The organism is Caballeronia ptereochthonis (assembly GCF_001545075.1).
Lineage (GTDB): Bacteria > Pseudomonadota > Gammaproteobacteria > Burkholderiales > Burkholderiaceae > Caballeronia > Caballeronia ptereochthonis.
In genome coordinates this window covers 1-13,047 of sequence record NZ_FCOB02000066.1, presented here as the reverse complement: position 1 = coordinate 13,047, position 13,047 = coordinate 1, and the positions used below count along the sequence as shown (strand labels likewise).

Here is a 13,047-nt window from a genome sequence, read left to right as displayed (position 1 = left end):
ACCAGTCAGTTTTGTGGTGCGATTTGGCAGAGCGTGCGCGAGCCACGGCGCGTTGGTCCTTTGAGGGCGACACTTAGAGGCTGGGCCACGCCGAACGATGACGACGAGTCTGCCTGGGCCAAAAAGCTGCTTTCTTTGGTTACTTTCTTTGCAGCAGCAAAGAAAGTGACTGCCGCCCCGCACAGGGGCAACACCAATAGACCACTAAGAATTCAGGATTTCACAAACACCGAAGCAACCAGCAAAAAAACCCGTTACTCCGGCACATACCCCCTCCCAATCCAGGCAAGCGAAACGGCCGCGCCATGCCGATCCTCGACGATTCTCCGCCGTTCGATCACAACCCCCACCGCCTCGACATCATCGAACTTGGCGGGTTTCGCAAGGGTCACCCTGACCCAATGCGCCCCAAAATCCGCGATGATCGTCTGCGCGATGCGTTCCGCCAGCGCCTCCAGCAATTGCACGCCATGCGACGCCAGCAATCCATGAATCGCCTCACGCACCGCAGCATAGTTCACCGTATCCTCGATACGATCAGTGACGCATGCACGTATCGAAGGCACCCCGATCGCAAGGCTCATCCGCACCGGCTGCGGAGCATGCAGCTCGCTCCTGTCGATGCCGATCACGGTCTGCCCCGTCAGCCCCTCGATATAGACGATATCCATCGCACGCGCCTCGCTCGCAGGTTGCGGCGCAACATGAACAGCTTCGCGGATCGGTTCGAATCGGCCCATATGTTCTCACCGCCCGAAGCGGCTCCCGTGGTGACGAACTCCGGCGCCCATCGCCGAAGGTATCCGTAAGCTGCAAGCAAAAAACGGGCGCGTTTGTGCATCCCTATGCGACTCCTTATTGAACCAATGCGTCATCGGATGTAAAGTTTTTGAGAACCGGGCCGGATCGGCTCCCGGACAGGAGTCGCATCATCCCGCCGGCCCGACCACGAGGCGCGCCTGCGCGCGGACAGAAGCAACTTGGCAAAGGCAATAACCAAGCAGCGAGAAGGAAAGCGCCGCAGCGCCAGCGGAAAACACAACAGATTCGGCGCCGGACGAACGCGCGAGCAAGCGCGCTTCGGATTGCGGCGCAACGGAGACACGCCCCCATGTCGTCGCTTGCTGACGTAGACACACATGTCCGGGAAGTGCTGAATATCGTCAACAACCCTCTGGCCGTGCGCCGCGCCAGCGATTCGGTCGCGCAATCGTGGCTGCGCTGTCTCACCGAGTTCAGGCTCGATCCCGGCCGCTTCGTCATGCCGCCCGTGCTCACGCAGCACGAGCTGAACGAGCGCCGCGAAGCCGCGAGCGATCTCATCGCCTGCTCGAAGCTCGAAATGACGACGCTCTATCAGCAACTCGCCGATCCGGAACTCGCCGTCGTGCTCGTCGATGCGGACGGCATCATCGTGCATCAGGTGTCGTCGGTGCCGTTCGGCGAAGCGGTCGCGGCGGACGGCCTGCGCGTCGGCGCGATCTGGAGCGAGCGCGAGGCGGGCACCAATGGCATGGGCACGTGCCTCATCGAGCGCGATTGCATCGCCGTATGCCAGCACGAGCATTTCTATCCGCGCTATACGTCGCTCACGTGCTCCGCCGCGCCGATCTTCGACGAACGCGGCGACGTCGCCGGCGTGCTCGACGTGACGAGCCGCTCCAAGCTCCTGCAGCAGCATTCGCTCGTGCTCGTCGGCATGTCGCGGCAGATGATCGAAAATCGTCTGATCGATGCGCGCTACCGGCACGCGAACATGGTCCACTTTCACAGCCGGCCCGAATTCGTCGGCACGCTGCACGCGGGCAAGCTCGCCGTGAGCGACGACGGCGTGGTGCTCGCCGCGAGCCGCAGCGCCCTGTTCCAGCTCGATCTGCGCTCGCCCGCCGAGCTGTGCGGCAAGCGCATCGAGGAAGCGTTCAACGCATCGCTCGAGGACATGATCGCGCGCAGCATCCGGGGCTCGTTCCATCCCGTGACGGTCTACAGCGCGAAGGCGAACAGCCGCTTCTTCCTCACCGCGCAGACACCGCGCAACGGCGCCAACGGCGCGACGCGCATCCTCATGAACGATCCGCTCTCGCGCGAACCATCAGCGTCGGGCGCACGCGTGAAAGCACCGAAGAAAGAGATGCGCGAATCGTCCGGCACCGGTCGTCTCGACAAGCTTTCGCATCTGGAATTCGGCGATCCGCGCATGGCCTCGCAGATCCAGCTCGCCGCGCGCGTGATCCAGCGCAAGATCCCGATCATCCTGCGCGGCCAGACGGGCACCGGCAAGGAAGTGTTCGCCAATGCGCTGCACAGCATCAGCCCCAACGGCGCGGGCGCGTTCGTCGCGGTGAATTGCGCGTCGCTGCCGGAGAACCTGATCGAGAGCGAATTGTTCGGTTATCGCGCGGGCGCGTTCACGGGTGCGCAGCGCGAAGGCCGGCGCGGCAAGATCGTGCAGGCGAACGGCGGCACGCTCTTCCTCGATGAAATCGGCGACATGCCGCTCGCCCTGCAAGCGCGTCTCTTGCGCGTGCTCGAAGAACACGAGGTGACGCCGCTCGGCGCGGAAACCACCGTCAAGGTGGATTTCCAGCTGATCAGCGCGAGCCACCGCAATCTCATCGAGCTCGTGCAGAACGGCATGTTCCGCGAGGATTTGTACTACCGCCTGAACGGCATCGAAATCAATCTGCCGCCCCTGCGCGAACGCGCGGATGCGCTCGCATTGATCGGCCACATTCTCGAAACCGAAGCGGACGATCCGCCCGCGCTCTCCGCCGAAGCGCGCGGCGCGCTCTTGAGCTACGCGTGGCCCGGCAATATCCGCCAGTTGCGACACGTGCTGCAAATGGCGATCGCGCTTTGCGACGGCCCCGAGATTCTCTGCGCGCATCTGCCGCCCGAGATCGTCAACGGCGCGGGTTCGACCGCTGCCACGCGCGCGCCGAGCCCGGCGGCGAGCGCGCCGCTCGCGCATCTCACCGAGGATGCCGATACGTCCTCGCTCAACGCGATCCAGGTGAAGGAGCGCGAAACGGTGCTCCAGTTGCTCGACGAGCATCGCTGGAACGTGAGCAACGTCGCGAAGGTGCTCGGAATCAGCCGCAACACGCTGTATCGGAAGATGCACCGGCTGCATATCCGCCTGTCGCACGATTCGCCCAATCCAGACGACGCATGACGCAACCCACGCCCGCCCGCCGGCTCGACGAGTTCAAGCCCGACGCGCGCTTCGCGTGGTGCGTGACCGGCTCCGGTCATATGATCGAGGAATCGATTGCGCTCGCGCTGCGCCTGCCGGGCGTCGACCTCTTTCTCTCCGCGGCCGGCGAGGAAGTGCTGCCGCTCTATGGCTGGCCCATCCCGAAGCTGCGCGAGCACTTCAAGGTGTTTCGCGACAACAGCGCGAGCAGCGTGCCCGTCGGCATGCTCTATAACGGTGACTATCACACGCTCGTGATCGCGCCCGCGACGAGCAACACCGTCGCCAAATGCGCGTTCGGCATCTCCGATACGCTGCCCACCAATCTCTACGCGCAAGCCGGCAAGCAATGCGTGCCGGGCATCGTGTTCGCATGCGATACCGCGCCCTCCGTCATCACGCAGGCCCCGAAGGAATGGGTCGAAGTGAGGCCGCGCGCGATCGAGTTCGAGAACGTCGAGCGGCTCGCGCGCTTCGCGCATACCACCGTTGCCCGCTCGCTCGACGAACTGGAAGCCGCGCTCGATCAACGCCTGTCGGACCTGAAGCTCGCATGGAACACATCGTCTTCCTGACCGGCCGGCTCGCTCAACCGAGCCTTCAGCAAGTGCTCGAAAGCATCGCGCCGGTCGCGAAGAAGTCGCCTTTTACGTGGGAAGTGCGCGAGATCGGCCTGCAGGTCGCGGGGCTGATGACCGCCGACATGATCCGCCGGCGCGTCGCTGCGCCGTTGACCGAAGGCACGAGCCGCATGATCGTGCCCGGCCGATGCCGCGGCGATCTCGATGCCCTCACCACGCATTACGGCGTGAAGGTCGAGCGCGGTCCGGATGAAGTGAAGGACTTGCCGCAGTTTTTCGGGCGCGAGGCGCGGCACGTCGACCTGTCGCGCTACGAGACGGAGATTTTCGCGGAGATCGTCGATGCGCCCCGGCTCGATCTCGACGGCATCGCAGCGCGCGCGCGCGAATACAGGCGGCAAGGCGCGGATGTGATCGACATCGGTTGCCTGCCGGAGACGGCGTTTGCGCATCTCGAGGATGCGGTGGCCATGCTCAAGGAACAGGGCTATCGCGTGAGCGTCGATTCGATGCGCGAGGAAGAACTCGTGCGCGGCGGGCGCGCGGGCGCGGACTACGTGATGAGCCTGAACGCCGACACGTTATGGATCGCCGACGAGATCGCCTCGACGCCGATACTCGTGCCGCGCGAGCCGACGGACGTCGCATCGCTCGATCGCGCGATCGACGGGATGAGCAGGCGCGGACGCGCCTTTCTCGCCGACCCCATTCTCGATCCGATTCCGTTCGGGCTCGCGGCCTCCATCGCGCGTTATGTTTCGCTGCGCGAGCGTTATGCGGATGTGCCGATCATGATGGGCGTCGGCAACGTGACCGAGCTGACCGAAGCCGATACGAGCGGCATCAATGCGGTGCTCTTCGGCATGGCGGCGGAGTTGCGCGTGGCGGCGGTACTGACGACGTCCGTCAGCCTGCATGCCCGGCGTGCGGTGCGCGAAGCCGATGTCGCGCGCCGCGTGATGCATGTCGCGCGCGAAATGCAGACGCTGCCCAAGGGCATCTCAAGCGATCTGTCCGCGCTGCATGCGAAGCGGCCGTTTCCCTATGACGCGGAAGAGATCGGCGCGCTCGCAGCCGCGGTGCGTGATCCGAATTTCCGCGTGCAGGTGTCGGCAGAAGGCATTCATGTCTATAACCGCGATGGGCATCATGTCGCGGTCGATCCTTTCGCGCTGTATCCCGATCTCAAGGTCGAGAACGACGGCGGGCACGCGTTCTACCTCGGCGTGCAGCTCGCGCGCGCGGAAATCGCCTGGCAGCTCGGCAAGCGCTTCGATCAGGACCAGCCGCTCGACTGGGGATGCGAGGTCGATCGGCCTGAAGAAGATCTCACGGCGTGGCACGCGCCCGGGACCACGATGAAGAAGCCCTAGGGCTTCCATTTGATCGAGCAGCCGAGCGCCGGATATTGTTCTTCCAGCGGCTCGCGGTTTTCCGCTATCGCGCGCATCGCTTCGTACAGGTCGCGACGGACATCGGGCAAGGCTTCCTTGCGTGAGGCGTCGATTCGGCCGCGATATCTCAATCGCAGGTTCCGGTCGAAGCCAAAGCATTCCGGCGTGCAAACCGCGCCGTATGCGCGCGCGACTTCCTGCGTTTCGTCGTGCAGGTACGGGAACGGAAGGTTCCACTCTTTTGCCAGCGCGACCATGCGGTCGAACGCATCATCGGAGTAGACGGTCGCGTCGTTCGAGTTGATGCCTGCGACGTTGATGCCGATTTCCTTCAGCGCGAGTGCGTCGCGGATGAGATTCGGCATCACGGCTTTCACGTACGGGCAGTGATTGCACATGAAGACGATGACGAGTCCGTTTGCGCCGTTCAGCGAGTCGAGCGTGTGCGTCTCGCCGTCGGTTGCGGGCAGCGTGAATGCGGTTGCTGCTGCACCGAGTTCTGCTGTCGGAGATTCGGTAGGCATGAGATAGCTCCCAATTGGCCGTTCGGCATATTGGCGGTTTGATCGGCTCGGATAGCATGAAATCTCTTCTTGGTTATCCGGAGTATTCGCTTCAGGCATTCGGTCGCCGCGCGGCGAATCTCGACGGGATCGGCCGTGGCTCGCGCGCATACGCGACGCGATCGACAAAGCTCAGCAGATTTACATCAGCACGGCCACCATCCGGGAAATGTCGATCGAATCCGCGATCGATGAGTTCGAGGCTCATCCGTTTATCCAACTTCCGGTTCAACTCAAGCATGCGAAGGCAGTGCGCCACATGCCGGACCTGCACCGCGATCCGTTCTATCGCTTGCTCGTCGCACAGGCGATCACCGAAGACTTGAGATTTCTGACGGTCGACCGAGAACGCTCCGCGTACCTTGACGCGGCCATTCCAGCCTGACGCAGCGCCACCCGTCCCGAGCCAACGAGCGGCGCTCCCTCTCAGTGATACCTCTTCGCCATCGCCTCCAGGCCCATCGGCTTGATGCGTTCCGCGTGCCCCGCGCATCCGAACGCCTCCAACCGCTCAATGCACAGATCTCTTGCCGCCGCCGTCGCCGCCTTCAGCGCGTGCCGCGGGTCGAACTCCGATCGCGCAGACGCCATTGCCCGCCGCGTCGCGCCCGTCATCGCGAGGCGAATGTCCGTGTCGATATTCACCTTGCGCACGCCGCTCGCGATGCCGCGCCGGATCTCCTCCACCGGCACGCCAAAGGTTGCGGGAATCTCTCCGCCATGTTCACGGATGATCGCGAGCCATTCCTGCGGCACTGACGACGACCCGTGCATCACGAGATGGGTATCCGGAATGCGCTCTTGGATCTCGGCGATGCGGTCGATCGCCAGAATGTCACCCGTCGGCTGGCGGCTGAACTTGTACGCACCATGCGACGTGCCGATGGCGATCGCGAGCGCATCGATGCCCGTCGCCTCGACGAACGCACGCGCTTCGTCGGGATCGGTCAGCAGGCGGTCGTGGCTCAAGGCCCCTTCGGCGCCGACGCCGTCCTCCTCGCCCGCGCGCCCGGTCTCCAGCGACCCGAGACAGCCCAGTTCGCCCTCGACCGACACGCCCACCGAATGCGCCGCCTCCACGACGCGCCGGCTCACCTCCACGTTGTAGTCGTAGTCCGCGGGCGTCTTCTGGTCGGGCATGAGCGAGCCGTCCATCATCACGGACGTGAAGCCCGAGCGGATCGCCTGCTGGCACACAGATGGGCTCGCGCCGTGATCCTGATGCAGCACCACCGGGATATCCGGATGCGCCTCCACGGCCGCGACCACCAGATGCCGCAGATACGGCTCGCCCGCGTACTTGCGCGCGCCGGCCGACGCCTGCAGGATGACCGGGCTTCCTGTCGCCTCGGCGGCCTGCATGATCGCGTGCACCTGCTCCATGTTGTTGACGTTGAACGCGGGCACGCCATAACCGTGCTCCGCCGCGTGATCCAGCAACTGCCTCAATGCGATGAAAGCCATCGTGACGTCTCCTTGAAATAGCGTTGCGAAGTCCCGGGCGGTGCTCAGGCGGCCACGCGGCGCGCTTCGTCGACGAGCGCCTCGGTCGTCACGCCGAAGTGCGCGAACAACGCGCTCGCGGGCGCGGATTCGCCGAAGCGGTCGATCCCGATCACCCCGCCGTTCAGTCCGACGTATTGCCGCCAGAAGCCGGTGACGCCCGCTTCGATCGCGACGCGCGGCACGCCTTCGGGCAGCACGCGTTCGCGCCACGCATTGCACTGCCGGTCGAACACGGTGCTGGACGGCATCGACACGACGCGCGCGAGAATGCCTTCTTCCTTCAGCGGCTCGACGGCGGCGAGCGCGAGCGCGACTTCCGAGCCCGTCGCGATGAGCACGACGCGGCGCGCATCGCGTTCGCATGTCGCCGGCCAGTCGACGAGCACGTAGCCGCCACGCTCGATCGCATCGATCTGCGCCTCGTCGCGCGGCACGAACGGCAGATTCTGACGCGACAGCAACAGGCACGAAGGCCGGTCGCGCTCGACCGCGCTGACCCACGCCTGCATCGTCTCGACGGTATCGCAGGGACGCCACACGTCGAGGCCGGGAATCATCCGCAGGCTCGCGGCATGCTCGATCGGCTGATGCGTCGGACCGTCCTCGCCGAGTCCGATCGAATCGTGCGTGAAGACGAACACCGCGCGCGTCCTCATCAGCGCGGCCATGCGCAGCGCGTTGCGCGAATAGTCGGAGAACGTGAGGAATGTCCCGCCGAACGGCAGATAGCCGCGATGCAGCGCGACGCCGTTGAGCACCGCGCTCATGCCGAATTCGCGCACGCCGAAATGGATGTAGTTGCCTTTTTTTTCCGCATCAGCCGTGACGTCGACGGCTTCCTTCCAGCGCGTAAGATTCGAGCCGGTCAGGTCGGCCGAACCGCCGAGCAGCTCGGGCAACGCTCGCGCCAGGCCTTCGATCGCAAGCTGCGACGCCTTGCGCGTCGCGACCGTCTGCCGCGCGCGATCCGCATCGCGCACGAGCGCATGCGCCGTGTCGCGCCAGTTCGCAGGCAGCGCGCCGCGGACGCGCCGCTCGAACTCGGCGGCCTCGTTCGGGAACGCGCGTCGATACGCGTCCATGCGACGATTCCAGTCCTCCTGCACCGCCGCACCCGCCTCGCGCGCGTCCCACAGGGCGCGAATCGACGACGGAATCTCGAAAGGCGCGTGCGGCCAGTCGAGCGCGCGGCGCGTCGCTTCGACTTCATCGGCGCCGAGCGGCGCGCCGTGCACGTCGTGCGTGCCGGCCATCGTCGGCGCGCCGCGGCCGATTACCGTCTTGCAGCAGATGAGCGTCGGGCGATCCGATTCGCGCGCTTCCTGCAACGCGCGCGAGACGCCGCCGACATCGTGGCCGTCCACCGCGCGCACCACATTCCAGCCGTAGGCTTCGAAGCGCTGCGGCGTGTCGTCGGCGAACCAGCCCCGGACGTGTCCGTCGATGGAGATGCCGTTGTCGTCGTACAGCACCGTGAGCTTCGAGAGCCGCAACGTGCCCGCGAGCGATGCCGCTTCATGCGACACGCCCTCCATCAGACAACCATCGCCCGCGAAGACGTACGTGCGATGATCGACGATCTCATGCCCCGGCCGATTGAACTCGCGCGCGAGCAGCGCCTCGGCGAGCGCCATGCCGACCGCATTGGTCAGGCCCTGGCCGAGCGGCCCGGTCGTCGTTTCGACGCCGGGCGTCACGCCCACTTCCGGATGTCCCGGCGTCTTGCTGCCCATCTGACGGAAGCGTTTGATCTCGTCGATGGAAAGGTCGTAGCCGCTCAAATGCAGGAGCGCATAGATCAGCATCGAGCCGTGACCGTTCGACAGCACGAAGCGATCGCGGTCCGGCCAGTCGGGATCGGCGGGATTGTGTTTCAGATAGCGCCCCCACAGCGCGACCGCGATCTCCGCCATGCCCATCGGCATGCCGGGATGACCGGAGTTCGCTTGCTGCACGGCGTCGACGGCGAGCATGCGCAGCGCGTTCGCCATCTGTCGCGTATCGGGTGAGCGATGAAGTTGAGGCAGCGCCTCTGCGACGGCATTCATGAGATGCCTCCTTTTGATGCGATGGATGGAAAGCGTTTTATGCGCGTGCGCGTCGGTCGCGCAGCTGCAGAATCATCGGCGTGAAGATGAGCTGCATGGCGAGCCCCATCTTCCCGCCCGGCACGACGATCACGTTCGGGCGCGACATGAACGAGTCGTGGAGCATCGTCAGCAGATAGGGAAAATCGATGCCCTTCGGCTTTGCGAAGCGAATCACGACGAAGCTCTCGTCAGGCTGTGGAATCTCTCGCGCGGTGAACGGGTTCGACGTGTCCACCGTCGGCACGCGCTGGAAGTTCACATGCGTGCGCGAGAACTGCGGGCAGATGTAGTTCACGTAATCGGGCATGCGGCGCAGGATCGTATCGACGACGGCTTCGTGCGAATAGCCGCGCATCGTCTGATCGCGATGCAGCTTCTGGATCCATTCGAGATTGATGATCGGCACCACGCCGACGAGCAGATCCGCATGGCGCGCGATATCCACCTTGCCGGTGACGGCCGCGCCATGCAGGCCTTCGTAGAACATCATGTCCGTGCCGGGCGCGACCTCTTCCCATGGCGTAAAGGTGCCCGCATCCTGCTTGTAGTGCGCGGCTTCCCCTTCATCGTGGACATAGTGGCGAAACTTGCCGCCTCCGGTTTCGCCATAGGTCTCGAACAGGGTCTCGAGTTCCTCGAGCAGATTCGCTTCCGGCCCGAAGTGGCTGAAGTTGAGCAGGCCGTCGCGCTCGCTCTGCTTCATCGCCTCGCGCATGCCGAGGCGGTCGTAGCGATGAAAGGCATCGCCTTCGACGATCTGCGCATTGATTTTCTCACGCCTGAAGATGTGCGTGAAGCTCTTCATGACGGTGGTGGTGCCGGCCCCGCTCGAGCCCGTCACCGCGATGATCGGATGCTTGACTGACATGCGCTTGCCTCCCTGTGCCGATTATTTGATGAGCGCACTTCGTGAAGATCACACTGGCGTTTCCGGCAGGAACAGCGAGCGCTCGTTGAAGAGCGGCGAGGTGAAAGGCTTGTCCTCGCCCCGCTCGTACTCGCCGTGATAGCGATGGATGCGCCCGACCTCGTTGCGCGAGCCGAGAATGACCGGCACGCGCTGATGCAGCGCGCGCGGTTCGAGATCGAGAATGCGCTCTCGCCCCGTGATCGACAGCCCGCCCGCCTGCTCGACGATGAAGCTCATCGGATTCGCTTCGTACAGCAGGCGCAGGCGTCCTTCCATCTCGGGCGTCTTGAAGTCGCGCGGATACATGAACACGCCGCCGCGCATCAGGATGCGATGTACTTCCGCGACCATCGACGCGATCCAGCGCATGTTGAAGTCCTGTGCGCGGCAGCCGGTGCGGCCGTCCTTGCATTCCTGAACGTAGCGGCGCACGGGCGGCTCCCAGAAGCGTTCGTTCGATGCGTTGATCGCGAACTCGCACGAGTCCTCGGGAATGCGGATATCGGAATGCGTGAGCACGAAATTGCCGACATCGCGCTCGAGCGTGAAGCCGTGCGCGCCGTTGCCGACGGACAGCACGAGCATGGTCGAGGGGCCGTAGATCGCGTAGCCCGCCGCGACCTGTTCACGTCCGGGGCGCAGGAACGACGCTTCGCTCGCAACGTCGCTTGCGTCGCCGCTTCGTCGCAGCACGGAGAAGATCGAGCCGACCACGCCGTTGATATCGATGTTCGACGAGCCATCGAGCGGATCGAACGCGAGCAGATATTCGCCGCGCGGATACGGCTCCGGAATCGCGTACACCCCGTCCATCTCCTCGGACACCATGCCCGCAAGCAGGCCGTCCCACTCGCAATGCTGCAGGAAGATGTCGTTGGTCACGAGATCGAGCTTCTTCTGTTCCTCGCCGTGCGTGTTGATCGATTGCGCCGAGCCGTGCTGTCCGCCGAGCGCACCGCGTGTCAGAGCAGCGGCGATCGTCTTGATCGATGCGGCCACGTCGATCAGCAGCGCGGACAGGCCGCTCGCCGCTTCGGGGCCGGGCTTGCGGTCCAGCGTGTCGATCAGGAACTTCGATAAGGTCGTGCGTCCATCCAGCATCGCGCTCTCCTCAGAGTGGTGAATCGGTGAACACGCGGCTCGCGCGGATATCGCTGGCGTCGATTTGCATCAGCGCATCGGCGTCGGCGGCGCCGCTGCCTTTTTCGGCGGCGGCGAAAAGGCGATTCGCCTGACGCAGGCGCGCGCGATCCAGCGCATTGCGCACCGAGCGTGCGTTGGCGAAGTTCGGCTGACGGATACGGCGCGCGAGATACTCTTCGAAGGCGCGGCGCGCGTCCTCGTCGAAGCGGTAGTGCATGTCGGCGAGCATGTGCTCGGCGATCTGCAGGAGCTCGTCGGGCGCATAGTCGGGAAACACGAGGTGATGGGCGATGCGCGAACGAAAGCCGGGATTGCTGCGGAAGAACGTCTCCATGCGCGACTCGTATCCCGCGAGAATCACGACGAGATCGTCGCGCTGGTTCTCCATCGTCTGCAGCAGGATTTCAATAGCTTCCTGCCCGTAGTCGCGTTCGTTCTCCGGGCGATACAGGTAGTAAGCCTCATCGATGAAGAGCACGCCGCCCATTGCGCGCTTGAGCACTTCGCGCGTTTTGGGCGCGGTGTGGCCGATGTACTGACCGACGAGGTCGTCGCGCGTCACCGAGACGAGATGATTGCGCCGGATATAGCCCAGTCGATGCAGAACTTGCGCCATGCGCAGCGCCACGGTGGTCTTTCCGGTTCCGGGATTGCCGGAGAAGCACATGTGCAGCGTGGGCGCACCGGATGCGAGGCCTAGCGTTTCGCGGGCGCGCTCCACGAGCAGATGCGCGGCGATCTCGCGAATGCGCGTCTTGACGGGAGCAAGACCGATGAGATCGCGGTCCAGCTCCGCGAGCACTTCTCCGATGCGCGATTCGCGGTAGAGCGCCATCAGGTCGGCATGCGTCGCGCGGGCCTCGCTGGCTTGATCGGGCGCTGCTTCGAGGGTGGCTTCGGCGCTCATGGTTTCTCCTTCTCATCAGTAGCGCTCGCCGCTCGGGCGGTCGGTTGCGTAGGTGCGGATTGCGTAGCGTTGCACGCGGCCTGCATTGTCCTGGCGTTCCAGGCGGAAGCCCTTTTCGTCCTCTGGGCGGTTCACGATGAAGGACAGACGCATGGTTTCGAAGCCGCGCACCGAGTCGAAGGCGTTGACCTTGACGTAGTGACGTGGATATGTCTTGCGGCAGGCGTCGACTTCCATCAGGACGCCGGCGGCATCGTGGAGGTCGAACATGGGCAAGCCCCACATTTCCCAGTATGTGTTTCGTGGGTGTGGATCGTCGGTGTATTCGACCGAACAGGCCCAGCCTTGGTGCAGCGCGTAATTGATTTGGGCGGAGATTTCTTCGTCGGTTAAGGGGGGGAGGAAGGAGAACGTTCCTTGCGTTATCTTCATTTCGGGATCCTTAGTTGGTAGTGGTCGGGTTTTTTTTACTTGGCTGGGCTTTCGTGGAATCCTGAATTCTTAGTGGTCTATTAGCGTTGCCCCTGTGCGGGGCGGCAGTCACTTTCTTTGCTGCTGCAAAGAAAGTAACCAAAGAAAGCAGCTTGGGCCCGGGCAGACTCGTCGTCATCGTTCGGCGTGGCCCAGCCCCTAAGTGTCGCCCTCAAAGAACCAACGCACCGTGGCTCGCGCACGGTCTGCCCCATCGCACCACAAGACGAACTGGTTCAGCACCAAAAAGCTCCAGCCCGCTGCGCGGCCGATGGGTCCATCGGGT

The 13,047-nt window shown here is 64.2% G+C and carries 12 protein-coding genes; 4 read left to right on the top strand and 8 right to left on the bottom strand.

What is annotated here, in order from left to right; all coding sequences use genetic code 11:
- Positions 1 to 254: 254 nt before the first annotated feature.
- On the bottom strand, positions 255 to 740 hold the full coding sequence (locus AWB83_RS35025; protein WP_087050182.1) for a dihydroneopterin aldolase: 486 nt from the start codon (positions 738 to 740) through the stop codon (positions 255 to 257).
- A 371-nt stretch (positions 741 to 1,111) separates the two neighbouring features.
- Between AWB83_RS35025 and AWB83_RS35020 the strand changes: the two genes are divergently transcribed.
- From AWB83_RS35020 to AWB83_RS35010, 3 genes are read left to right on the top strand one after another with little or no spacing between them, the layout of a single operon-like run.
- On the top strand, positions 1,112 to 3,175 hold the full coding sequence (locus AWB83_RS35020; protein WP_087050181.1) for a sigma-54-dependent Fis family transcriptional regulator: 2,064 nt from the start codon (positions 1,112 to 1,114) through the stop codon (positions 3,173 to 3,175).
- Complete coding sequence (locus tag AWB83_RS35015; RefSeq protein ID WP_087050180.1) at positions 3,172 to 3,771, top strand: flavoprotein; 600 nt, start codon at positions 3,172 to 3,174, stop codon at positions 3,769 to 3,771. Before AWB83_RS35020 ends, AWB83_RS35015 begins: the two co-directional genes overlap by 4 nt.
- Positions 3,750 to 5,150 (top strand): DUF6513 domain-containing protein, encoded by a 1,401-nt coding sequence (locus AWB83_RS35010; RefSeq protein WP_087050179.1) that lies wholly within the window; start codon positions 3,750 to 3,752, stop codon positions 5,148 to 5,150. Before AWB83_RS35015 ends, AWB83_RS35010 begins: the two co-directional genes overlap by 22 nt.
- Here AWB83_RS35010 and AWB83_RS35005 read toward each other — a convergent pair.
- Complete coding sequence (locus tag AWB83_RS35005) at positions 5,147 to 5,845, bottom strand: thioredoxin family protein (RefSeq protein ID WP_244198000.1); 699 nt, start codon at positions 5,843 to 5,845, stop codon at positions 5,147 to 5,149. The genes AWB83_RS35010 and AWB83_RS35005 overlap by 4 nt on opposite strands.
- A gap of 58 nt (positions 5,846 to 5,903) precedes the next feature.
- On the opposite strand from AWB83_RS35005, the gene AWB83_RS35000 reads away from it, so the two are divergent.
- The gene (locus AWB83_RS35000; protein ID WP_244197999.1) at positions 5,904 to 6,119 is read left to right on the top strand and encodes a PIN domain-containing protein; all 216 of its coding nucleotides are present in this window, start codon (positions 5,904 to 5,906) and stop codon (positions 6,117 to 6,119) included.
- Between the two features lie 41 nt (positions 6,120 to 6,160).
- Here the strand turns inward: AWB83_RS35000 and fba are convergent, their stop codons facing one another.
- From fba to AWB83_RS34970, 6 genes are read right to left on the bottom strand one after another with little or no spacing between them, the layout of a single operon-like run.
- Entirely contained in the window at positions 6,161 to 7,198 is a 1,038-nt protein-coding gene (gene fba / locus AWB83_RS34995) for a class II fructose-bisphosphate aldolase (protein WP_087050176.1), read from the bottom strand.
- A gap of 44 nt (positions 7,199 to 7,242) precedes the next feature.
- A complete protein-coding gene (gene tkt, locus AWB83_RS34990; RefSeq protein ID WP_087050175.1) occupies positions 7,243 to 9,288 on the bottom strand; it encodes a transketolase in 2,046 nt (681 codons plus the stop codon).
- 37 nt (positions 9,289 to 9,325) lie between these two features.
- On the bottom strand, positions 9,326 to 10,198 hold the full coding sequence (locus AWB83_RS34985; RefSeq protein WP_087050174.1) for a phosphoribulokinase: 873 nt from the start codon (positions 10,196 to 10,198) through the stop codon (positions 9,326 to 9,328).
- A 48-nt stretch (positions 10,199 to 10,246) separates the two neighbouring features.
- A complete protein-coding gene (locus AWB83_RS34980; protein ID WP_087050173.1) occupies positions 10,247 to 11,341 on the bottom strand; it encodes a class 1 fructose-bisphosphatase in 1,095 nt (364 codons plus the stop codon).
- Between the two features lie 10 nt (positions 11,342 to 11,351).
- Positions 11,352 to 12,290 (bottom strand): CbbX protein, encoded by a 939-nt coding sequence (gene cbbX / locus AWB83_RS34975; protein ID WP_087050172.1) that lies wholly within the window; start codon positions 12,288 to 12,290, stop codon positions 11,352 to 11,354.
- Between the two features lie 15 nt (positions 12,291 to 12,305).
- Positions 12,306 to 12,722, bottom strand: a complete 417-nt coding sequence (locus AWB83_RS34970) for a ribulose bisphosphate carboxylase small subunit (RefSeq protein ID WP_087050171.1) — start codon at positions 12,720 to 12,722, stop codon at positions 12,306 to 12,308.
- Between the last annotated feature and the right edge of the window lie 325 nt (positions 12,723 to 13,047).